The 21842-nt window shown below is 72.3% G+C and carries 19 protein-coding genes; 8 read left to right on the top strand and 11 right to left on the bottom strand.

Annotation, left to right across the window (positions count from 1 at the left end; genetic code table 11):
- Positions 1–52: 52 nt before the first annotated feature.
- The 4 genes from WMF43_RS40725 to WMF43_RS40710 are packed head-to-tail and all read right to left on the bottom strand — an operon-like array spanning position 53 to position 4778.
- Positions 53–1285, bottom strand: coding sequence for an ABC transporter permease (locus WMF43_RS40725; RefSeq protein ID WP_437673279.1), 1233 nt, complete (start codon positions 1283–1285; stop codon positions 53–55).
- Positions 1282–2502: an ABC transporter permease gene (locus tag WMF43_RS40720; protein WP_437673278.1), complete on the bottom strand. Its 1221-nt coding sequence runs from the start codon at positions 2500–2502 to the stop codon at positions 1282–1284. The genes WMF43_RS40725 and WMF43_RS40720 overlap by 4 nt, the downstream gene beginning before the upstream one ends.
- Complete coding sequence (locus tag WMF43_RS40715; protein ID WP_437673277.1) at positions 2499–3296, bottom strand: ABC transporter ATP-binding protein; 798 nt, start codon at positions 3294–3296, stop codon at positions 2499–2501. The genes WMF43_RS40720 and WMF43_RS40715 overlap by 4 nt, the downstream gene beginning before the upstream one ends.
- A gap of 24 nt (positions 3297–3320) precedes the next feature.
- A complete protein-coding gene (locus WMF43_RS40710; protein ID WP_437673276.1) occupies positions 3321–4778 on the bottom strand; it encodes an efflux RND transporter periplasmic adaptor subunit in 1458 nt (485 codons plus the stop codon).
- Between the two features lie 81 nt (positions 4779–4859).
- Between WMF43_RS40710 and WMF43_RS40705 the strand changes: the two genes are divergently transcribed.
- From WMF43_RS40705 to WMF43_RS40675, 7 genes are all read left to right on the top strand, one after another.
- Positions 4860–5459 carry an FKBP-type peptidyl-prolyl cis-trans isomerase gene (locus WMF43_RS40705; protein ID WP_437673275.1) on the top strand — a complete coding sequence of 200 codons (600 nt, stop codon included), beginning with the start codon at positions 4860–4862 and terminating at the stop codon, positions 5457–5459.
- Positions 5460–5500: 41 nt separating this feature from the next.
- Positions 5501–5731, top strand: a complete 231-nt coding sequence (locus WMF43_RS40700; protein ID WP_437673274.1) for a hypothetical protein — start codon at positions 5501–5503, stop codon at positions 5729–5731.
- Positions 5728–6027 carry a DUF1844 domain-containing protein gene (locus WMF43_RS40695; protein WP_437673273.1) on the top strand — a complete coding sequence of 100 codons (300 nt, stop codon included), beginning with the start codon at positions 5728–5730 and terminating at the stop codon, positions 6025–6027. The genes WMF43_RS40700 and WMF43_RS40695 overlap by 4 nt, the downstream gene beginning before the upstream one ends.
- Positions 6024–7175, top strand: a complete 1152-nt coding sequence (locus WMF43_RS40690; protein ID WP_437673272.1) for a S1C family serine protease — start codon at positions 6024–6026, stop codon at positions 7173–7175. Before WMF43_RS40695 ends, WMF43_RS40690 begins: the two co-directional genes overlap by 4 nt.
- A gap of 113 nt (positions 7176–7288) precedes the next feature.
- The gene (locus WMF43_RS40685; RefSeq protein ID WP_437673271.1) at positions 7289–8098 is read left to right on the top strand and encodes a sigma-70 family RNA polymerase sigma factor; all 810 of its coding nucleotides are present in this window, start codon (positions 7289–7291) and stop codon (positions 8096–8098) included.
- Positions 8095–8799: an anti-sigma factor family protein gene (locus tag WMF43_RS40680; RefSeq protein ID WP_437673270.1), complete on the top strand. Its 705-nt coding sequence runs from the start codon at positions 8095–8097 to the stop codon at positions 8797–8799. The genes WMF43_RS40685 and WMF43_RS40680 overlap by 4 nt, the downstream gene beginning before the upstream one ends.
- Before the next feature lie 26 nt (positions 8800–8825).
- The gene (locus WMF43_RS40675) at positions 8826–9311 is read left to right on the top strand and encodes a hypothetical protein (RefSeq protein ID WP_437673269.1); all 486 of its coding nucleotides are present in this window, start codon (positions 8826–8828) and stop codon (positions 9309–9311) included.
- Positions 9312–9356: 45 nt separating this feature from the next.
- On the opposite strand, the gene WMF43_RS40670 is transcribed toward WMF43_RS40675, so the two are convergent.
- The 7 genes from WMF43_RS40670 to WMF43_RS40640 form a co-directional block, all read right to left on the bottom strand.
- Positions 9357–10556, bottom strand: a complete 1200-nt coding sequence (locus WMF43_RS40670) for a sensor histidine kinase (protein ID WP_437673268.1) — start codon at positions 10554–10556, stop codon at positions 9357–9359.
- On the bottom strand, positions 10553–12580 hold the full coding sequence (locus WMF43_RS40665) for a PAS domain S-box protein (RefSeq protein WP_437673267.1): 2028 nt from the start codon (positions 12578–12580) through the stop codon (positions 10553–10555). The genes WMF43_RS40670 and WMF43_RS40665 overlap by 4 nt, the downstream gene beginning before the upstream one ends.
- Positions 12581–12737: 157 nt before the next feature.
- Entirely contained in the window at positions 12738–13760 is a 1023-nt protein-coding gene (gene ruvB / locus WMF43_RS40660) for a Holliday junction branch migration DNA helicase RuvB (RefSeq protein ID WP_437673266.1), read from the bottom strand.
- A gap of 116 nt (positions 13761–13876) precedes the next feature.
- Positions 13877–15793 carry a sensor histidine kinase gene (locus WMF43_RS40655; RefSeq protein ID WP_437673265.1) on the bottom strand — a complete coding sequence of 639 codons (1917 nt, stop codon included), beginning with the start codon at positions 15791–15793 and terminating at the stop codon, positions 13877–13879.
- Positions 15790–17346, bottom strand: a complete 1557-nt coding sequence (locus tag WMF43_RS40650; RefSeq protein WP_437673264.1) for a sensor histidine kinase — start codon at positions 17344–17346, stop codon at positions 15790–15792. The genes WMF43_RS40655 and WMF43_RS40650 overlap by 4 nt, the downstream gene beginning before the upstream one ends.
- Before the next feature lie 153 nt (positions 17347–17499).
- Positions 17500–18075 carry a GNAT family N-acetyltransferase gene (locus WMF43_RS40645; RefSeq protein ID WP_437673263.1) on the bottom strand — a complete coding sequence of 192 codons (576 nt, stop codon included), beginning with the start codon at positions 18073–18075 and terminating at the stop codon, positions 17500–17502.
- Positions 18076–18079: 4 nt separating this feature from the next.
- Positions 18080–20806, bottom strand: a complete 2727-nt coding sequence (locus WMF43_RS40640; RefSeq protein ID WP_437673262.1) for a serine/threonine-protein kinase — start codon at positions 20804–20806, stop codon at positions 18080–18082.
- Between the two features lie 565 nt (positions 20807–21371).
- On the opposite strand from WMF43_RS40640, the gene WMF43_RS40635 reads away from it, so the two are divergent.
- The gene (locus WMF43_RS40635) at positions 21372–21710 is read left to right on the top strand and encodes a P-II family nitrogen regulator (RefSeq protein ID WP_012239819.1); all 339 of its coding nucleotides are present in this window, start codon (positions 21372–21374) and stop codon (positions 21708–21710) included.
- Positions 21711–21842 lie beyond the last annotated feature (132 nt).

The raw sequence follows: 21842 nt of genomic DNA, 5'->3' as shown, positions 1-21842 counted from the left end.
GAGACGGCCGCGCTCCCGTGCAGCCTCCGCGGCGGCCGCGCGCCGGACGCCGCTACTCGCGGCCGAGCGCGTTCACGGGATCCATGCGCGCCGCGCGCCGCGCCGGGAAGAACCCGAACACGATCCCGATCGCCGTGCTCACCCCGAGCGCGACGCCGAGGGCCACGGGCTCGAGCTTCATGGGCCAGCCGAGGGCGCTCGCGAACCCGAGGATGACGCCGTACCCGAGCGCGCTGCCGACGAGGCCGCCCAGCGTGGCGAGCACGAGCGCCTCGAGCAGGAACTGCAAGAGGATGTCGATCTCGCGCGCGCCGATCGCCATGCGGATGCCGATCTCCCGGGTCCGCTCGGTGACCGACACGAGCATGATGTTCATGACGCCGATGCCGCCGACGACGAGCGACACCGCCGCGATGCTGACGAGCAGCGCCGAGAGCGCCGCGAAGATCGCGTCCTGCATCGCCTGGAACTCCGCCTGGCTCCGGACCGCGAAGTCGTCCTCGTCGCCCTCGCCGATGCGGTGCCGCTGGCGGAGGATCGCCTCCGCCTGCAGCCTGGCGCGCTCGGACGTCTCGGCGGACGTCGCGCTCAGCAGGATCGCGTGCACCTCCCCGGGGCGCGTGGCGACGACGTGCGAGCGCATCGTGGTGATGGGCATCAGCACGATCTCGTCCTGGCTCTGCCCGAACGGCGACGCTCCCTTCTCCTCCAGCACGCCGACCACGCGGTAGGCGTGGCGCCCGAGCCGCACCGTGCGGCCGACCGGGTCGAGCGATCCGAACAGATCCCTCGCCGTCTGGGCCCCGATCACGACGACCTTCTCCGAGAGGTTCTCCGAGGCGGGGCTCCACGCCTCTCCCTGCGCCACCTTCCAGTTCCGGATCTCGAAGTAGCCGAGGCGCGTGCCGACGAGCGTCGGGCTCGCGTTCTGGCCCTCGTAGATCACCTGGGCGCTCGCCCTGAGGAACGGCGCCGCGAGCCGGATGCTCGTCGACTCGCGCACGAGCGCCTGGGCGTCGAGCTCCGAGAGCCTCGTGCCCGCGGTGCTGCGGACGCCCGACGCGCGGGCGGAGCGCGCGAAGACGATGAGCGAGTTCGAGCCGAGGTTCGAGATCTGCGCGTTGACGTTGGCGCGCGCGCCGCTCGCCAGCGCGGTCACGGTGACCACGGCGGCGACGCCGATCGTGATCCCCAGGATCGTGAGCCCCGCGCGGAGCTTGTTCCGGCGGACGGCGCGCAGCGCGATGACGACCGCCGAGAAGACGCGCGTGAGCGTCGCCCTCATTCGTGCCTCAGGGCGGCGATCGGATCCAGCCGCGCCGCGCTGCGCGCCGGGAAGAACCCGAAGACGACCCCGATCGTCGCGCTCGTCCCCACGGCGACGACGATCGCGCTCGCCGGCAGCGTCATGTTCCAGCCGAGCGCCCCGGCGAGGATCTGGATGAGCCCGAGCCCCGCGCCGAGCCCCATCACGCCGCCGATGACCGACAGGGTGATCGCCTCGACCAGGAACTGGATCAGGATGTCGCCCTCCGAGGCGCCGATCGCCATGCGGATGCCGATCTCGCGCGTCCGCTCGGTCACACTGACCAGCATGATGTTCATGACGCCGATGCCGCCGACGAGGAGCGAGACCGCGGCGATCGACGACAGGAGCATCGTCAAGGTGTCCAGGATCCGCTCCTGCGACGCGCGGAACTCCGCCTGCGTGCGGATCACGAAGTCCGGCTCGTCGTCCGGCGCGATCTCGTGCCGCTGCCGGAGGATCCGCTCGATCTGCTCCACCGCGCGATCGACGGTCCGCTCGCTCGTCGCGGCCGCGAGCAGCATCTGCACCCGGCCCGGCGCGCTCGGCACGACGCGCGACCGGAAGCTGCCGATCGGCATGAGCAGCCGGTCGTCCTGGTCCTCGCCGAACGGCGACTGCCCCTTCTTGGCGAGCACCCCGATCACCCGGAACGGGTGCTTGCCGATCCGGATGTACTGCCCCACGGCCTCGCCCGAGCCGAACAGGTTCTCCCGGACGGTCTCGCCGATGACGCAGACCTTCGTCTTGAGCTGCTCGTCGGCCTCGGTCCAGCCCTCGCCCTTCTCGACGTTGTACGAGAGGATCGAGAGGTAGCTCCGCGTGACGCCCATCACCTGGGTCGCGACGTTGGCCTCCCCGGCGACGACCTGCATCGACGTCGAGCTGAAGGGGCTCAGCGCGGCCACGCTGATCGCCTCCTTCAGGATCGCCATCCCGTCGGCCTCGGACATCCTCACGCTCTCGCGGCGCCTCAGCCCCGAGGCCTGCGTCGACTGCGGGAAGATGTAGATCGAGCTCGCGCCGAGGCCCGAGATCTCCCCGAGGATCCGGTTGCGCACGCCCGTCCCGAGCGCCACCACGACCACCACGGCCGCGACGCCGATCAGGATGCCGAGCACGGTCAGCGCGGCGCGGAGCTTCGAGCGGACGATGGCGCGCAGCGCGAGCCGGACGGCGGCGAGGTAGCCCCTCACGGCGCCTGCTCCGGGTCGGACGTCTCCTGTGGCGGCAGCGCGGCCAGGGCCGCCGCCGCGTCGACGGGGCGCTCGTTCCTGACGTCGCTGCGGACCTCGCCGTCGCGCATCGTGATCACCCGGCTCGCGCAGGCGGCGATGTCCGGCTCGTGCGTGACGAGGACGATGGTGATCCCCTCGAGGTTGAGCCGCTGGAGCAGCCCGAGCACCTCGTAGCTCGTGCGGGTGTCGAGGTTGCCCGTGGGCTCGTCGGCGAGGAGCAGCGGCGGGGAGGTGACGAGCGCCCGCGCGATGGCGACGCGCTGCTGCTGGCCGCCCGAGAGCTGGTTCGGCGTGTGGTGCAGGCGATCGGCCAGCCCCACCGCGCCGAGCGCCTCGAGCGCCCGCTTGCGCCGCTCCGCCAGGCCGACGCCCCGGTAGACGAGCGGCAGCTCGACGTTCTCGAGCGCCGTGGTGCGCGGCAGCAGGTTGAAGCCCTGGAAGACGAACCCGATCAGGCGGTTTCGCACGATCGCGCGCGCGTCGTTGCTGCGCCGGGTGACGTCGAGCCCGTCCAGCCGGTAGGCGCCGCGGGTCGGCCGGTCCAGGCACCCGATGATGTTCATCAAGGTGCTCTTGCCCGAGCCGCTCTGCCCGACGATGGCGACGAAATCGCCGTGCTGGATGGTCAGGTCCACGTGGCGGAGCGCCCGCACCACGACGGCCTCGGTCGTGTAGTCCTTGCCGACGCTCGCGAGCTCGATGAGCGGCTCGTCCCGGAGCACCGCGGCGACGCCTTGGGATTGCGGGAGCATCGCGTCGTCCGAGCGCATCGCGCCTCAGAACAGCCGGGGGCCGCGCCCCCTGCCGCTCCGCGACGGGTCGTCCGTCTCGTCGGTGACGACCTTGAGCGGGCCGAGATCGGTCGTCAGCGCGGTGAAGACGCCGTCGGTGATCCCGACGTCGACGACGCGCGGCTCGATCTTCTCCGCGCCCGGCGTCGCGTCGGTCAGCACGTAGACGCGGCCCTTCTTCGGCGGGAGCGCCTCGAGCGGCGGCGCCTTGATCTCCTTGCCGTCCTTGTCCCGCTCCGGCGCCGGCTTGAACCGGAGCGCCGCGTTCGGCAGCCGCCGCACCCCCCTGGCCTCGGCGGACCGTACGCTCACCGTCGCCGTCATCCCCGGCCGCAGCTTGACCTCCGGGTTGTCGACCTCGACCACCGCCGCGTACGTCACCACGCCCGACTGGTTCAGCGGGCTGTAGCGCACCTGGCTCACCTTCCCGCGGAACGTCTCGCCCGGGAACGCGTCGACGCTGACGTCCGCCTCCATGCCCTCGCGGAGCCGCCCGACGTCCGCCTCGTCGATGTCGGCGAGCACGCGCATCTTGCGGAGATCCTGCGCGATCACGAAGAGCGTGGGCGCCTGGAAGCTCGCCGCCACGGTCTGCCCAGGATCGATCGCCCGGTTGATGACGACCCCGTCGATGGGCGAGAAGATGCGCGTGTACTGGAGGTTCGTCGTGGAGGAGCGCAGGACGGCCCGGAGCTGGGCGACCTGCGCCTTCGAGGCGGCGAGATCCGCGAGCGCCACGTCGTAGGCGCCCTGCGCCGTGTCCAGGTCGGCCTGCGAGCCCACCCCCTCCGCGACCAGCTTCTTCGCGCGGTCGAGCCGCTGCTTCGAGGTCGCGAGCGAGGCCTCGGCGCGCACGACGCTCGCGTTCGCCGCCTCGAGCTGCGCCTGGTTCGAGTCGATCTGCGCCCCGAAGAGGGTCGGATCGATCTCGGCCAGCACGTCGCCGGCCTTCACGAGGCTGTTGAAGTCCACGTACACCTTGGTGATCCGCCCCGAGACCTGCGCCCCGACCTGCACCTCGGTGAGCGGCTTGACCTGCCCCGTCGACTGGACCACCTCGAGCACGTCGCCGGTCGTGACCTCGGCCGCGACGTAGCGGGGCGGCGGCGGCGGCCTCGTCCGGATCCGCCACACGACGACGGCCGCGATGATCGCGGCGATCGCCGCCACGGCGCCGAGCCGCCCGAGCCAGCGCTTCGCGCCGACGCGGGAGAGCTCCTGCTCCAGGCTCTGCCGTCCGGCCCCGGTCGACGGTCCACCAGCAGCGCGCGGCGACCGGACCGAGGCGCCGCCGCGGGGCGCGGGGGCGGCCGCGGCCGGCCGCGCCCCGCCCGGCGGCGCGTCGCTCGGCTGCGCGCGCTCCCCTTCGGGCCCGATCGGCGCTGCTGAGGCCGACGCGTCGAGGGGGTCGCGACCGGTCGCCCGAGCTATCGAATCGGCCATCGGACCGTCCTCATAGCACGCCGCTGCGCAGGCGCGGTTCGCTTGAAACCGCGGAACCGCCGTGGCAGACCAGCGACTCCTATGGAGTCGCTACCCATCGCAACGGACACGGTCGTCACGCTGTCCTATGTCCTTCTGAACGAAAACGGCGAGACGGTCGACCAGGCGACTCCTTCCGAGCCGCTCGTCTACGTGCACGGATACGCCCAGATCGTTCCCGGCCTGGAGCGCGCCCTGGAAGGGCTGCGCGCCGGCGAGCAGCGCGAGATCACCGTCCAGCCGGAAGAGGCCTTCGGCGAGCGCGAAGAGGCCGGCGTGTTCGAGGTGGACAAGGCCGATTTCCCCGACGCGGAGGCGGTCGCCGTCGGCGACGAGTTCATCGCCCAGGGGCCGGACGGAGAGCCGGTGGCGCTCCGGGTCGTCGACGTGCTCCCCGAGGGGTTCCGCGTCGACACGAACCACCCCCTGGCCGGGCAGACCGTGCGCTTCAAGGTCCAGGTCAGCGACGTCCGCGCCGCCAGCGAGGAAGAGATCGCGCAGGCCCAGGCCGAGCTGGAGGAGCGCATCGAGGAGTCGGAGGGCGCGTGCTGCGACCACGACCATGACCACGACCACGAGCACGGCCACCACCATCACGGGGGTGGCGAGGCGCTCGTCACGCTCTCGAAGAAGTCGTCCTAGGCCCGCCGCGGACGGGTGGGCCTGTCTGAGGAGATCACATCATGACCGTAGGTGAGAAGGGCAAGCTGACGGAGCTCGACCTCGATCGCCGGGTGCGCGAGCGCCTGCTGGCGAGCGGGCGGCTCAGCGCCGAGACGATCGAGGGGCACCTCTCGAGCTTGCCGGATCTGGAGGAGCAGTCCGAGTCGATGGCCATCGATCAGCCGGCGCTCGGCCCTTCAACCCACACGCCGCGGGTCGAGCCTGAGCTCGACGACGAAGGGTCCGAGTGAGCGACACGAACGAACAGGGGGATTCCCCTAACGAGGGCGCCCCGGAGCTGCCGACGCTCGACTTCTCCACGTTCGTGCTGTCGATCATCGGCTCCGCCTACGTGCACCTGGGCGACGCGCCCAGCCCGGACGGCGGGCTCGAGCAGAACCTGGTCCTCGCGCACCAGGACATCGATCTGCTCAGCCTGCTCCAGGAGAAGACGAAGGGGAATCTCACGGGGGACGAGGAGCGGCTGCTGGAGCAGGCGCTCTACGACCTGCGGATGCGTTACCTCGAGGTCTCGAAACGGTCGTGACCGCGGGGGCCAGGGCTCTCTCGTGGGTCCTCCTCTCCTGGCTGGTCGCCGCGTGCAGCAACGGCACCCCTGGCCAACCCTCCAGCGCAGGCAGCGCCGCCCTCCCGACGGGCGTGGTGGCGGTGGCGAACGCCCCGCCGCCTCCCCCTGCGGCGCCGGAGCCCCCGATCGTCCGCTCCGAGGGCATGCCCGGCTCCTTCGCGCCGCTCGCGCGCAAGGCGGATCCCGCGGTCGCGACCGTCAAGGCGCGCGTCGAGCGGCAGCAGCACCCCGGGGGCCGCCGCCGGACCGTCGCCGAGGGGCTCGGGACCGCCTTCGTCCACGATCCCGAGGGCTTCCTGCTCACGAACAACCACGTCATCGAGGGCGCGACCGACATCCTCGTGAGCTTCGTCGACGGCCGCGACATCAAGGCGACCGTGGTCGGCCGCGACAAACACACGGACATCGCCGTGCTGAAGGTCGAGGAGAAGGGGCTGCCGTCGCTGCCGCTCGGCGACTCGGATCACATCGAGGTCGGCGACTGGGTCGTCGCGATCGGCAACCCCTTCGGGCTCTCCCACACCGTCTCGGCCGGCATCCTCTCCGCCAAGGGCCGCACCCGCGACGACGTGAAGGGGCTCGACCCGAGCGGCTACTTCAACTTCCTCCAGACCGACGCGAGCATCAACCCGGGCAACTCCGGCGGTCCGCTCCTGAACCTCAAGGGCGAGGTGGTCGGCATCAACGCGGCCGTGCGCGCCAACGCGAACAACATCGGCTTCGCGATCCCGATCAACATGGTGCGGCAGCTCCTGCCGATGCTGCTGCGCGACGGGAAGATCCGGCGGAGCCAGGTCGGGGTGTTCGTCGATTTCCTCAACTCGATCGAGGCGGCGCGGCTCAAGCGCCCCGACCGGAAGGGCGCCTGGGTGAAGACGGTGGTGGCAGGGGGGCCCGCGGACCGGGCGGGCATCGCGCCGGACGACGTAATCCTCGCCTTCGAAGGCAAGCCGATTTCCGACCCGAACGAGCTCCGCTGGATGGCGAGCATCGCCGGCGTCAACAAGGTCGTTACGCTGCGCGTCGCCCGGCTCGAGCGGGTCTTCGATGTGCGCCTCACGCTGGGCGAGCTCCCCGAACCCACCGAAGAGCCCGATGATCCGTGAGCTGGCCAGCTCCCGTCTCCCGTCCGGCACGCCCGCCGGGCGCCGCGCGCCGCAAGGGGCGGTCGGCTGCGCGGCGATCCTCGTCCTCCAACCACCTCAGGTAAGCTGACCCCGTGGCCTCTGCACCCTCCCACCCGGACGAGCTGGAGCGGCTCGCGCCTCCCGGCGGTCCCGGCGATGCGCCGGGCGACCTGGAAGTCGCCGAGCCGCCCGCCGACGGCATCCCCCGCGACGCGCAGCTCCACGCCCGCCTGAATAGCGCCTCGGCGCGCGCGTCCAATCGCGAGGCGCGGCGCAGGGAAGCGGAGGAGGATCGTGAGCTCATCGAACGAGCGCAGAAGGGGGACCAGGCGGCCTTTCGCGCGCTCGTGGAACGGCACCAGCGCCGGGCGTTCGCGATCGCGATGGGGCTCGTCCGCGACGAGAACGACGCCCGAGAGCTGGTCCAGGACGCCTTCCTCCGGGTCTACAAGGGCCTCGGATCCTTCCAGGGCGGCTCCTCGTTCTTCACCTGGCTCTACCGGATCGTCACCAACCTGGCGATTGACCTCATGCGGAAGCCGGGGCGCCGCGACCTCGAGCTCCAGGAGAACCAGGCAGCCGACGAGGACGCCGACTTCCCGCTGGTCGCCCGGATCGACGGCGCCGACCCGCTCAACGTCGTCCGGCGCCGGGAGATCGCGGGGCGCATCCAGGCGGCGCTCGACGCGCTGCCGCCTTACCACCGAGGGGTCATCCTGATGCGGGAGGTCGAGGGGATGTCCTACGAGGAGATGGCCCAGGCCATGGGCGTCTCGAAGGGTACGATCATGAGCCGCCTGTTCCATGCCCGCCAGAAGCTTCAGCGCGCCCTCGCTGACTGTTACGCCGAGGAAGAGGGCAAGGCCAAGGCCGCCGCGGAAGAGCCGGAGGACATCGCGTGAGCACCGCCAACAGCAGCAAGGCGAACCACGGGGAGGCGGGCTCCCCGCCGACGGATCTGGAGCTGATGCTCTACGTCGACGGCGAGCTCGACGAGGACCGCCACCGCCAGGTGGAGGCGTATGTGCTCCACGACCCGCGCTGCAGCGCGAAGGTCGCAGGGCTCGTCGCCGCGGCCGACGTGATCCGGGACAGCGCGCTCTCCTCCAGCGCGGCCGACGGGATCGCGGACGGGGTCATGGCGAAGATCGCGGCCGCGCAGGTGGACGTCGCGCCGGACGTCGGCGTCGCCGCGCTGCGATCACCCGCGTCGCCGGCGGCCTCCCCGGCGGGCGCGCCGCGCCTTGCGCGGGCGCCGGCCAACGACAACGCGCGGGGGATCTTCGCGCTCACCGCGCTCGCCGCGGCGGCCGCCGCCGCGCTGATGATCTGGGGTCGCTCCGAAGCGCCGCCGACGTCCAGCGCAGCGCTGCCGGCGCCGCCTCCGGTCGAGGTCCCCGCCCTGCGGACGGCCGCGCCGAGCCCCGAGCCCGCCGCCGCGCCGAGCGCCGAGGGCGAGGCCGAGCCCGGCGTCGAGATCGCCGCGGTCGACTTCGGGGCGCGCATGGGCACGATCTTCTACGTCCCGCGAGAGGCCGTGGCATCAGGCCCGACGACCACGGTGGTTTGGCTCTCCGATGAAGGTCCGGGAGGACAACAATGAGATTCCTTGCGAGTGCGATCACCGCGGTGTTGGCCCTTTCGCTCGGCTTGAGCCCTGCCCCTGCTGCCGCGCAAGGGCAGGCGCCCCCCGCGCCGGCGGCGTCGCCGGAGGCCGCGATCACGACCGAGGTCGTGGTCCTCCACGCGACGAACGACGGGAGCGGGATCGATCCGAAGATCGGCAAGATGCCCGAGCTCGGGAAGCCGCCGTTCTCGGCGTACAACAGCTACAAGCTGCTCGATCGGCTGAAGATCAACCTGCAGAAGGGCGCGCCGACCACGACCAAGCTGCCGAACGGCAGCGTGCTCATGGTGTCGCTGAAGGACGTGGTGGCCGCGAAGAAGCAGGACGAGCCGAAGCGCTTCGTGGTCAGCGCGAGCATCCAGAAGCCGGGCGGCAACACGTTCCTGCCGCTGCTCGAGGTGAACGCCAAGGCCGGCGAGAACTTCTTCGTGGCGGGCCAGCAGCACCAGGGCGGCGTGCTCGTGCTCGGCATCAAGGTCGCGCCCTGAGCTGAGCCGACGTGGGCCGCCGCGCTCCGCGGCGCGCCGCCGCGCTCAGCGGCGCGCCGACGAAGGCAGCGCGATCGGCAGGTCGACGTGGAACGTCGTCCCCCGCGGCGCGCGCGTGTTCGCGCGGATGGCGCCGCCGTGCGAGAGGACGATGTTCCGCACGATGCTCAGGCCGAGCCCGGTGCCGGTCCCGTCGGTCTTGGTCGTGAAGAAGGGGTCGAAGATCCTCGGCAGGTGGTCGTCCTCGATCCCGTGCCCGTCGTCCTGGATGGTCACCGTGATGTAGCCGTCCTGCGGCGACGTCGCGGTGGCGATGCTGAGGCAGCCGCCGCGCTCGTGCATCGCGTGCGCCGCGTTCGTGAACAGGTTCACGAACACCTGGGTCAGCGGGTCGATGACGCCTCGCACGGGGGGGATCTCGCCGAAGTTCTTCTCGACGGTGACGCCCGTCTGGTCGAGGAGGTGCTCGCAGAAGACGAGGGCGCGCTCGATGATGTCGTGCAGGGAGACCGCGCCCGGCTTCTCCGCGGACGGCCTCGAGTACGCGATCAGGTCCCGCGAGAAGCGCAGGATGCGGTCCGCCGCTTCGTTGATCCTCGCGAGCCGCTCGAGATCCGAGGGGTCGCCGCCGCTGCGCTCGCCCTTGCGGCGCAGGTACTCGGAGTAGGCGAGGATCGAGGTGAGCGGGTTGTTGAGCTCGTGCACGACGCTGGCGGCGATCTTCCCGAGGGAGGCCAGCTTCTCCGCCTGGATGATCTGGCTCCGCAGCGACTCCTGCGCGCGCGCCTCGCGGATCGACGCGCCGAGGAGGAGCACGAGCCGATCGACCAGCGCCTCGACGGGCGCGCTCTCGAGCAGCCCGCTGTCGTCGGCCGCGACGTGCATCGTCGAGCGGCCCTCGGGCTCGATGGCCACGACGCGCTCGAACGCGAACTCGGGGAAGAGCCGCGCCGGATCGCGGCCCTCCTCGCGGCGGGGGCGCGGGGACACCCGGACGACGGCCTGCGCGCCCGCCGCGCCGGGGAGGCAGGCGCCGAGCGCGCAGCGCGCGAGCATCCGGGTGGCGGCGCCGAGCAGCGCCGAGGCGCGCTGCTCGACGGAGGAGGCGGGGTCGATCTCGCTCGCCGCGACGAGCAGATCGTCGACCCACTCGAGCGGGATGTCCCGGGTGAGGGGCTTCCGGAGCGAGACGGGGGCCTCCGACGCCGGGTGCTCTCCCAGGCGCTCCGCGGTCTTGGCCTTCACCCGATCACCCTGTTCGGGTCGTCGCCGCTCGACCGATCGAGATCGATGATCTTCGCGGCGCCGACGTAGGACTTCGTCTCGTAGCGGGTGATCTTGCCGATCTTGCGGACGATCTCCGCCATCCGTTCGGCCTCGCTGAGGATCGTGGCCGCGGCGCCCTTGATGGGGGACGCGTCGTCGATGCGGCGGCAGATGAGGTCCGCGTAGCCGAGCACGCTGGTGAGCGGCTGGTTCAGCTCGTGCGCGGCCGCGCCCGCGAGCTCGGCGACGATCGCCTGCTTCTCGCGGGCGCGGAGCTCCTCCTGGGCCTCGGTGAGGCGGGCCTCCATCCGCATGCGCTCGCGGAGGTCCGTGAAGATGCCGACGGAGCCGACGGGGACGCCGTTCTCGAAGATCAGCGCCGCGGAGAGGTGCACCGGGACGCGCGAGCCGTCCTTGGCCAGCACCTCGGTCCGGTAACCCTCGAGCCGGCCGGGGCCGCCGTGCTCCTTTGCGTGGATGAGCCTCATGATCTGCTCGGCGTTGTTGTCCGGGTAGAGGTCGCGGACGTTCTTCGCGCCGACGACCTCCTTCGCGTCGTAGCCGTAGATCCGCTCGGCCGCGCGGTTGAAGAGCAGGACGACGCCCCCCATGTCGGCCGAGACGATCGCGTCGACGGAGCTCTCGATGACGCGCTCGAGGAACTCCTTGGTCTTCGTGAGCTCGGCCTCGGTCGCGCGCTCGGCGGTGACGTCGCGGAAGCTGACCAGGACGGCGCCGCTCTCCTCCCGGAGCACGCTGCTGAAGCTGAAGCTGAGGATGAGCTTCTCGTACTCGGGCTCCGCCCGCTTCACGGTGAAGTCCACCCGGTGCGGGAACGAGCCCTTGACGAAGCCGGCCCGGATCTCCTCGAGCAGCGGGTGCTCGCGGGGGTCGACGAGGTCGGCCAGGTTGGCCTTCGCGAGGTCCTCCGCCGTGCGGCCGGTGATCGTCTGCGCGCGCGGGTTGGAGAAGAGGATGTGGCCGTCGGGATCGACGACGATGATCCCGTCCGCGGTCGAGTAGAAGAAATCCGCGTAGCGCTGGAGCGCCTTGAGCCGCCGCTCCGCTTCGAAGCGCGCGAAGGTGCTCTGCTGGGTCTGGTCGCGGAGCGACTGCAGGATGCGGGCGTTGCGCAGGGCGATCGCGGTGGCGCTCGCGACGGTGCGGGCGAGCGACAGCTCGTGATCGTGGGGCGCCACCGGCTGCCGCCCCCGCAAGAAGAGCACGCCGAGCGGTTTGTCCTCGAACAGGATCGGCAGCAGCGCGAGCGAGCGGAACCCGTTCTCGGGGAGCTCCGCGCGCACGATGTCGAACAGCGGGTGCGCCTTCGCGTCGTCGATCACGAGCACGTCGCCCGTGCGCATCACCCGCTGGATCTCCGGGTACTTCCCGAGATCGATCGGCAGATCCCGGAGCTCCTTGTCGTCGCTCGCGGCGACCACGTAGCCGACGTCGCCCTGATCGCGCACGAGCACGATGCTGCAGCGGTCGACGCGCGCCACCTCGGCGATGCGGCGCACGACCGTGAAGAGGATGTTGCGGAAATCGAGCGTCGACGAGAGCGCCTGCGTGAGCTCCAGGACGACCTTCGCGTCGTGCTCCTTGCGCGCGAGCGCGTCGACGTAGTCGCGGATCCGGAGCTGCCCGCGGATGCGGGCGATGAGCTCGGCGGGCCTGAACGGCTTGCGGATGAAGTCGTCCGCGCCGAGCTCGAAGGCGCGGGCGACGTCCTCGTCGGCGTCGAGCGCCGTGAGCACGACGACGGGCACGTCCTGCGTCCGCGGGTCGTCCCGGACGGTGCTGAGGACGACGTAGCCGTCGGGCGGCGGCATCACGAGGTCGAGCAGCACGAGCGCAGGCACGCCCGTCTTCAGCCACGCGAGCGCCTCCGCGCCGGACGGCAGGGCGATGGTCTCGATGCCCGCGTCGGCCAGCGCGTGCAGCAACATCTGCCGGCTGACGGCGTCGTCGTCGACGACGAGCACTGGATCGCGACGAGCCACGTGCAGAGCTTATCGATTCCAGGCTGCGGCGCTGAGAGAATTTCCGGCCGGCGCCGGCCCGCGGTTCGCCCGCGGCGCAACGAGCGGGGCCGTGCGCGTGGGTGCTCCGCGCGCCACCGCGCCCGCCTGGCCGCGCGCCGTCCCCCGCGGCGCGGGCTCAGGAGAAGAGATCGCCCTGCTTCGCTGCAGGAGCCGAGAGGCCGAGGTGCTCGTACGCGCGGCGGGTCGCGATCCGGCCCCGCGGCGTGCGGCCGAGGAAGCCCTGCTGCAGAAGGAAGGGCTCGTACACGTCCTCGATCGTGTCGCGCGGCTCGCTGAGCGCCGCGGCCAGGGTGTCGATGCCCACCGGGCCGCCGTCGTAGTGATCGACGATGACGCGCAGCAGCCGGCGATCCATCTCGTCGAGGCCGGCCGCGTCGATCTCGAGGCGCTCCGCCGTCTTCCGCGCGATCGCCTGGGTGATCGCGCCGTCGCCGAGCACCTCGGCGAAGTCGCGGACGCGGCGCAGCAGGCGGTTGGCCACGCGCGGCGTCCCCCGCGCGCGCGCCGCGATCTCGCGCGCCCCCCCGGCGTCGATCGGCACGTCGATCAGGCCCGCGCTGCGCTGCACGATGCGCTCGAGGTCTTCCACGGAGTAGAAGTCGAGGCGGACCACGTGGCCGAAGCGCGAGAGGAGCGGCGCGGTGAGCAGCCCGGTGCGCGTGGTCGCGCCGACCAGCGTGAAGGGCTTCAGCGCGAGCTGGATCGTCGTCGCGTACGGGCCGTCGCCGGTCATGATGTCGATCTTGAACGACTCGATCGCGGGGTAGAGGCTCTCCTCGACCGCCGGGGTGAGCCGGTGGATCTCGTCGATGAACAGCACGTCGTTGCGCTCCAGCTTCGTGAGGAGCCCGGCCAGCGCGCCCTTGTGCTCGATCGCCGGGCCGCTGGTGACGTGGAGCGTGACGCCCATCTCGCGGGCGATGATGTGGGCGAGCGTGGTCTTCCCGAGCCCGGGTGGGCCGCAGAAGAGCATGTGATCCAGCGGCTCGCGCCGCCTGCGGGCGGCCTCGACGAACACCTTGAGGTTCTCGGTGTGCTTCGCCTGGCCGACGTACTCGGCGAGCGACGCGGGCCGAAAGAGGCGGTCGAAGCGATCGTCGTCGCCTGTCTCGGCAGGAGAGAGCGCCCGTTCAGCCATGCGTCGGGGAGTACCGCGGGCATGGGGCGAAGGGAAGCGCCGCGGGGACGCGGGGCCGCGGGCTCGCGGCCGCGCGGGCGGGGTGCGGGCGGGGTGCGGGCGGGGTGCGGGCGGGGTCAACCGAGCGCGGGCACCGAGGAGAGGCGCGGGCGGCGCGGGGGCGGGATGCGCGGCAGCCGGGCGCGGCACACCGGGCGGCCGTCGGGGGCGCCGTCCACCTCGAGCGAGCCGCCGTGGAGCTCGATCACCGAGCGGGCGTGGCTCAGGCCGAGCGTCAGGCCGCGCCCGCGCGCCGTTGTCTGCCGGCTGAACAGGGCCTCCAGCTCGTCCGGCGGCACGTCCCGGCTGCCGTACTCGATGTCGATGCGGACCTCGCTGTTGAAATCTCCGCCCAGCGTCGCGGTGAGGCGCACGAGGCGCGCCGACGGATCGGCCGCGCCCGTCCGGAGCGCGTGCGCGACGATGACCGCGATCGCGCGCGTCGCGTACGCCTGATCGACCGGGATCAGCGGCAGGGTGTCGCCGACCTCCACGACGACCTCGCCGTCGGCGTCGCTCGAGAGCTCGCGCGCCTTGCGGAGCGCGCCCGCGATCAGCGCGCCGACGGACGTCGGCTGGGGCTCGAGCGTGAGCTGCCCGGCCTCGACGCGGGCGGCGTCGAGGATCGACTCGATGAGGCCGAGGAGCTCCCGGCCGCGCGTGGCGATGAGCTCCAGGCTCTCGCGCTGCGCCGCCGTCAGGTCCTCCTGCCCGACGAGCTCGGCGAACCCGAGGATGGCGTTCAGCGGGCTCTTGAGGTCGTGGCTCACGCTGGCGAACAGGAGGCCGCGCATGCGCTGCGCCGCCTCGCGGGCCTCGAGCGCGCGCTCCTGCGCCGCGGCGAAGACGCGGAAGCGCTCGGCGAGATCCTCGATCGCGAGCCCGAGCCGGGCGACGACGGCGAACCGGGCCGGGCGCGCGATCTGCGTCGCGCCGCGGAGCACGCTGTCGGTGCCGAGCAGGCGCACCTGCTTCGTGGCGTGGACGAGGTCCGCCGCGAGCACGCGGCCGAACACGTTGCCGAGCGCGCCGGCGACGAGCATCGCGAGCAGCGCCACGAGCGCGCCCCAGGTCGCGACGGAGGGCTCGAGGTCGGCGGAGAACCGGATGTTCGCGCAGCCGCCGTCGATCGGCGTGATCACGGCGATCTGCCCGTCGGCCTCGCGGCCGAACGAAGGCTCCGCGATGGAGCAGCCCTCCACGCGCGCGAGGAACCCGAACTCCGCCGCGGCGGCCACGACGTCGTTGCGGTCGGCCTCCTCGAGCGCGCCGAGCGCCGGATCGAGCGCGGTGCGCGCGATGAGCCCCGCGGTCGTGCGCCGGCTCCGCTCGACGAACGTCTGGAGGTGCGCGTTCGCGATGAGCACCGCCCCGACGCCGACGAGCAGCACCGGCGCGGCGACCGAGAGGAGCAGCTTGTACGTCACCCGCCGGCGCGGCGTCTGGTAGAGCTCGGACGTCTCGAGCAGGGCGCCGACCGCCTCGACCGGGCTGATCTCGAAGAGGCTGAACGTCGCCGCGCGGGTCAGCACGTAGTGCGGGATCCCGGACGCGCACAGGATCGTGATCGCGAGGATGAGCAGGCTGACCGCGCGGCCGTCGTCGAGCTTCTCCGGCCTGATCCCCGGGATCATCGTCAGGCTCGAGATCGCCGAGCTCGCCAGCACGAAGCGCATCGCCAGGGCCGGCGGCAGCTCGGCGAACCGCTCGAGCTCCTCGTGGTCGATCTCGCGCGCGCCGACGACGAGCGAGCGCAGGAGCTCCCGGTGGGTGCGCAGCCGGAGCAGGGTCAGGAAGGTGGTCGCGACGACGGCGGCGAGCGCGATCTTCGCGCCGACCGAGAGCACGCTCGCGGCGACGTCCTGCTCCAGGATGAGCAGCTTCGGCGCGAGCGCCGCGATCGCCCCGAAGGCGGCGACGCCGACGAGCGCCTGGCGGACCAGCACGCGGCGCTCGAAGTGGAGCGCGTCGTCCCGCGGGCGCTCCTCGATCACGCGATCCTCCCTCCCCGCGGGGCGTCGCCGCGCCCGCCGTCGGGCGCCGGCGTCACGTCGTGCGCGGGCCGCTCCGGCGCCACCTGCGGCTCCACCCAGATCGGCAGGGTGATCGTGAAGGTCGACCCCCGGCCGAGCTCGCTCTCCAGCTGGATCGTCCCGCCGTGCATCAGCACGAGGCGCCGCGCGATCGAGAGCCCGAGCCCCGTTCCTGCGCGGCGCGAGCGCACGTCGCCCGTCTGCCGGTACTCCTCGAAGACCGCCGTCGTCTCCTCCGGCGGGATGCCGGGGCCGGTGTCCTGGACGACGATCGCCGCGTAGCGGCCGCGCCTCGCGATGTGGACCGTCACCGAGCCGCGCGCGGTGAACTTCACCGCGTTGGAGACCAGGTTCGTGAGGATCTGCCGCACCCTGCGCGGATCGGCGTGCGCGAGCAGCGTCCGCTCCCCGGTGACGTGCAGCTCGACGGGCTTGTCGCGCGCCGCCGGGGACGCCTCGCGCATCACCTGCTCGACGAGCACGCGGACGTTCACGGCGCGGCGCGAGAGCTGGAGCTTGCCGGTCTCGAGCGCCGACAGGTCGAGGATGTCGTCGATGAGCGTGCGCAGGTGCTCGCCGCTCTGCCGGATCACCGAGAGCGCCTCGCGCGCGTCCTGGCTGAGCGGGCCGTCGACCTCGCTCTCGAGGACGTGCGCGAAGCCGAGGATGGCGTTCAGCGGCGTGCGCAGCTCGTGGCTCAGCCCGGCGAGGAACGCGGAGCGCTCCCGATCCATGACCGACGCCTGCTGGAGGTCCGCCAGGTAGGAGCGCTCCGCCGCGGCGAAGCGGGTGATCAGCAGGTTGAACGCCGCCGTCAGGAGCCCCACCTGGTCGAGCGACCGGATCGGCACCGGCTCGATCTGGATCGCGTCCGTGGTCGACGCGCTCTCGCCGTGGCCGCGCGCCATCGCGGTGATGCGCTCGCGCAGGTAGTCGACGTCGTCGCGCGCCGCCTTGGTGAAGGAGAGCGCCACCGCGACCGCCACGCCGAGCAGCAGCGTCGTGAGCGCCGCGACGGCGTTGCCGAGGGCGATCGAGTCCGGCGGCGGGCTCGGCGCGGAGACGAAGGTGATCACCGACAGGTGCGAGAGCGGCGGGTGGAGCGGCCGCACCGAATACTGGAAGCGGCCGTGCGAGGTCGACGTGTCGCCCTGGCCCTGGGTGAGCATCTGGACGATGTCGGCCTGGGCCGGCGCGCCGAAGCTCTCGTTGACCAGCACGCGGCCGCTCGGCTCGACGAGCAGGATCTCCGACGACGCCCGCCGCGCGGCCTGCCCCAGGATCTCCGTGCGCTCCGTCTCGGCCGTCCCGCGGAGCCGCGCCGCGAGCGTCGCGGCCAGCACCTCCGCGCGCAGGCTCGCGGCCTGGTCGCTCATCTTCGCGAGCTGGCGGATGCCGATGAGCGCGATCGCCACCGCCGTCGCGATCCCCACGACGATCACGATCGCGGGCGCGAGCGGCACGAGCGGCGTGGTGCCGCGAGGCCAGCGGAGGAGGCGGCGTCGGCGGGTCACGGCGGAATGTTGGATGTTAGCGCGCTTCGGGCCGCTCACGGGCGGCATCCGGCGCGCTCCGTTTCGTCGTCTTCGCCTTCGTTCTCAGCGTCATTGTCCGCTCGGTGCGCACGGTGCACACGGTGCACACGGGGAAGAGGACGCCGGGCGCGCTCACCTGGGATCGGTCGCCAGCATCGCGAAGACGGAGTGATCGAGCCAGCGGCCGTCGCACCACTCGGCCTGCCGGGCGATGCCCTCGAAGCGGAAGCCGAGCCGGCCGATGACCGACAGCGACGGGTGGTTGTCCGTGGCGGCCGCGACGCGCACCCGGTGCGCGCCCATGTGGTTGAACGCGAAGCCGAGCGCGGCCTTCGCGGCCTCGGTCATGAGCCCGCGGCCGGTGGCCTCCTTGCGGAGCCAGTAGCCGAGCTCGCAGGAGCGGTGCAGGTGCACACACGCCTCGAGCCCGACCACCCCGGCGAGCGAGCGGTGGGCGCGCTCGCGGATGACGAAGCGCAGCGCCCGGCCGTGATCCCAGTCGGCCGCGCACGCCTCGGCGAAGCGGGCGCTCGCGGCCGGGTCCGTGTGGAACTGCACCCAGGGCAGCCACCGCTGGAGGGTCGCGCGCGAGCCGCTCACCGCGAGCCAGAGCTCGGGGCCGTCGGACGGGTCGATGGGGACGAGGATCAGCCGCTCGGTCTCGATCGGGCGGGCGCGGACCTCGCTGCGAGGCGGCAGGATGAGCATGGGGTCACCGGCACTGGATGCGAGCAGCGTACGGCTCGAGATGACCCGCCTCGTAGTCAAGCCAGGCGACATACCATTCTCCGGGCCTCGCGCCGGGGCTGATCGAAGGCGTCGGCTGGTCGCCGCTGACCCGGGCGAACCTCGTCGGCGCGCCGAGGCCATCGCGGTTGATCGATGCGGTCACCATGCGGCCCTGCTCGAACCAGACGAGCTGGGCCTGGCCGTTCGGCGCGGTCGCGATCGACGGCCGCGCGCCGGCCTTGGAGATCCTCTTGCGCCAGAGCGGCTGGCCCTTCGCCGGGTCGATGTAGGCCGCGGAGGCGCCGCCGAGCGGGGGCTCGCCGTGCCAGACGACGAAGCAGCCGCTCGCGCCGCACGCGATCGACGGGCTGTCGCTCCGCACCCGGTCGCTGTTCACGAGCGACAGATCGCCGAGCGTGCGGTCGGCGCGCTTGCCGGGGCTCGGCGCCGGCAGCCCCTTGTCGGCGTTCGCGAGCGGGAGGCGCATGTACTGGATGACCCGCATCGGCTCGCGATCGAAGCGGAAGGCGAGGTGCAGCACGTCGCTCGCGACCGCGAGCGACGGGAAACGCACGCGCGGCTTCGAGGGCCCGGTCGGGGTGACGTCGGTCAGCCGGATGCTGTCGCCGACCGGATCGAGGTTCGGGGAGAGGCGGCGCAGGAAGAGGTCCTCGGAGGCGGTGTCGCTGTCGTCCGACCACACGACCACGAACCCGTTCGAGGAGCGCGCGAGCGAGGGCCACGAGTTCCCCCCGCGCGGGAACGGCGCGACCATCATCGCGGGGCCGTCGATCCGGCCGTCCGCGTCGAGCCAGCGCACGTGCACGCCGGCCTCCGGCCCCTTGCCGTCCCAGTACGTGAGCACCAGCCGCTCGCCGGCGGCGCTCAGCTCGGGGCGGCCGATGGCGCGGCCCTCGGGGGTCACGTCGAGCGCCGGCGACGAAGGCCGCATCGCGCTGTCCAGCGACGTCGTGTACGCGTGCTCGGTGCCCTCGTGCGAGTCGGTCCAGGTGACCACCGCGCCGCGCGGCCCGAGCGCGATCGACGGCCGGCTCGCGCCGATGGCGCGGCCGCCCTCGCGCACGAGATCGTGCGTGCGCGGCCGGGCGAGCCCGGTGAGCTGGCACGGCGCCTTGCCGCTCGCGTCCTTCAGCGCGACCTGCAGGTGCTCGCTCAGGGTCCGCGGCACCGGGTGGTTGCCCTTCTCCTGCGCGTCCTTCAGCAGCCGGAGCGCGCCCTTCAGGTCGCCGGCGGCGATCGCCTCCTGCGCCTGCGCGACGAGCGGCGGCCACGGCAGGCCGCTCACCGCCTCCACCGAGGCGTCGGCGCGCGCCGGGACCGTGGGCGCGCTCGACGTGGCGGGCGCGCTCGAGCCCGCGGGCGCCGCGGCGCTCGAGGCGGGCGGCAGGGCCGTCGGCTTGAGGAACTGGCGGTAGCCCGCGTACGCGGCGCCGGCGGCGAGCGCGAGCACGCCGAAGAGGACGAGCGCGCGACCGCCGCGCCGCGCTGGGCGCCGCTGCGCGAACGCGTCGGGGACCGACGCGTCGCCCGCGCCTCCGGAGAACGTGATCTGCTGGCCCACGCCCTGCTGGCTCGGGCGCCCGCCGCCGGGCTGGCCGGATAGATCGACCCCGCCGAGCGGATCCACCGCGCGATCCGCCGGGCCCGAGGAGACGGTGCGCCGCGACTCGTCGATGTGCAGCGGCCCCGGCGTGTCGAACGACACGTCGATCGGCGGGGCCATGTTGCTGTTCCCCTGCCCGCTCGGCGTGGGGGCGAGCCCGACCTGCGACGGCTCCGCGCCGCGCGGCGACGCCGGCTGCGCGACGCCGAGCGCGATCGAGAGCTCGTCGGCGAACTCCTTCGCGGTCTGGAAGCGGCGGTCGATCGAGCGATCGAGCGCCTTCTCGAACCACACGGTGAAGCTCGGCGGGAGGTCCGGGCGGAGCGCCGAGGGCAGCGGCAGCGGCGCGTTCGCGATCTGCGCGAACGTCATCGCGACGCCCTGCTCGGTCTGCCACACGGTGCGGCCCGTGAGGCACTCGTAGGTGATGCAGCCGAGCGCCCAGAGGTCCGCGCGGTGGTCGACCGCGCCCTGGCCGCGCACCTGCTCCGGGCTCATGTACGCCGGCGTCCCGAAGACCGCGCCCTCGCGGGTGAGGCGCGGGTGCGCGTCGCCGCCGTCGACCGGCGCGTAGAACTTCGCGAGGCCGAAGTCGAGGATCTTCGCGCAGAGCCGGCCCTCCTCGTCCTTCGTGAGGAAGATGTTCTCCGGCTTGAGATCGCGGTGGACGATCGAGGCGGCGTGCGCCTTCGTGAGCCCGCGGCAGACCTGCGACACCACGGCCACGGTCGTCTCGGGATCGAGGTACCGCACGACCGTCATGCGCTCGTAGAGCGACTCGCCTTCGAGGAGCTCGAGCACCAGGAAGGGCCGCCCGTCGTCGAGCTTGCCGGAGTCGTAGACGTCGCAGATGAAGGGGCTGCGGATCGACGCGGCGGCGCGGGCCTCGCGGAGGAAGCGCTCGACCACAACGGCGGAGGTCGTGAGCTCCTGTGCGAGCACCTTGATCGCCACGCGCTTGCCGATGTCGATGTGCTCGGCCTCGTACACGGCGGCCATGCCGCCGCGCCCGATCTCGCGTGTGATGCGGTATTTTCCGGCGAGGACCGTGCCTACCGGGATCTTCGCTTTGTTCGGCAAAGCCATCAGGCAGGGCTGTCCCGCGACTGGATTCGCCAGCGCAGACTATGCGAGCCGCCCGGCAAGAACAAGGCGAGCGCGGGCCTGGTCTGGCGAGGGAGGGGGGGCCCCCCCGGCGACGTTGTGGGTAAGCGAGCTCTTCCGCAGGGTTACACCCCGGAGCGGGCGCCGACCCCCCGGGGGGTGCCAGCGGAAAAGTAAGCCGGCTCCACTTTCTGATCGCCGGATACACTTTTCTCACGCACGCGCGGTGCCCGAAACATTCCGGAAACATGAGCTTGGGTACATCAGCGTAGACCTTAGGGTGCTGCGCCGGCGCCCCGGGGGTAAGGGATTGCCTGATCCGGCCATCTCGCCGGATGGGCGCCCGCGTCGTTGACAAGGGTCGGGGCAACGCTCGGTAGACCGGGCGGACCCCGCCACGGATCGGAGGCCGGGCGGCGCCCGGCAACTCGACGGGAGGCCGCCAGCCGAGGCGGCCCCCCTCCATCGGCTCTGCTCCGGCGGGGCTTTTCGGGTGAGCGTCCGGGCTTCCATGCCGGAGGGCACCCGGTCACCACAGGCGTGCGCAATGAAAAAGGTCGAGGCGATCATCAAGCCGTTCAAGCTCGACGAGGTCAAGGACGCCCTCGCCGAGGTCGGGATTCAGGGCATGACGGTGACCGAGGTGAAAGGCTTCGGTCGGACCGGCGGCAAGAAGGAGGTCTATCGCGGGTCGGCGTACGTCGTCGACTTCGTCCCGAAGGTGAAGGTCGACATCGTGGTGCCGGACAGCATGGTCAGCGACGTGATCGACGCCATCGAGAAGAGCGCCAAGACGGGCAGGATCGGCGACGGCAAGATCTTCGTCGTCCCTGTCGAGGAGGCCGTGCGGATCCGGACGGGGGAGCGCGGCGAGGACGCCATCTAGGCGAGCCGCGCGAGACGCGCGGGACGCGCGAGACGCTGACAGAGCGTCACTGGGCATTCACGGCAGGCCACGGGCTCGGGGATCGAGCAGCGACAGGCGAGAAGCGAGCCCGCCAGCCGTCATCATCAAGAG

This window comes from Sorangium sp. So ce131, assembly GCF_051519095.1.
Lineage (GTDB): Bacteria > Myxococcota_A > Polyangia > Polyangiales > Polyangiaceae > Sorangium.
The sequence above is the reverse complement of the archived record's forward strand: the minus strand, read 5'-3'. Positions and strand labels throughout refer to the sequence as shown.

Excerpts from the sequence above, each read along its gene's own strand:
- WMF43_RS40640 (WP_437673262.1), bottom strand. The coding sequence starts at position 20,806 with ATGGCTTTGCCGAACAAAGCGAAGATCCCGGTAGGCACGGTCCTCGCC.
- WMF43_RS40725 (WP_437673279.1), bottom strand. The coding sequence starts at position 1,285 with ATGAGGGCGACGCTCACGCGCGTCTTCTCGGCGGTCGTCATCGCGCTG.
- WMF43_RS40705 (WP_437673275.1), top strand. The coding sequence starts at position 4,860 with ATGGAGTCGCTACCCATCGCAACGGACACGGTCGTCACGCTGTCCTAT.
- WMF43_RS40700 (WP_437673274.1), top strand. The coding sequence starts at position 5,501 with ATGACCGTAGGTGAGAAGGGCAAGCTGACGGAGCTCGACCTCGATCGC.
- WMF43_RS40635 (WP_012239819.1), top strand. The coding sequence starts at position 21,372 with ATGAAAAAGGTCGAGGCGATCATCAAGCCGTTCAAGCTCGACGAGGTC.
- ruvB (WP_437673266.1), bottom strand. The coding sequence starts at position 13,760 with ATGGCTGAACGGGCGCTCTCTCCTGCCGAGACAGGCGACGACGATCGC.
- WMF43_RS40715 (WP_437673277.1), bottom strand. The coding sequence starts at position 3,296 with ATGCTCCCGCAATCCCAAGGCGTCGCCGCGGTGCTCCGGGACGAGCCG.
- WMF43_RS40710 (WP_437673276.1), bottom strand. The coding sequence starts at position 4,778 with ATGGCCGATTCGATAGCTCGGGCGACCGGTCGCGACCCCCTCGACGCG.
- WMF43_RS40645 (WP_437673263.1), bottom strand. The coding sequence starts at position 18,075 with ATGCTCATCCTGCCGCCTCGCAGCGAGGTCCGCGCCCGCCCGATCGAG.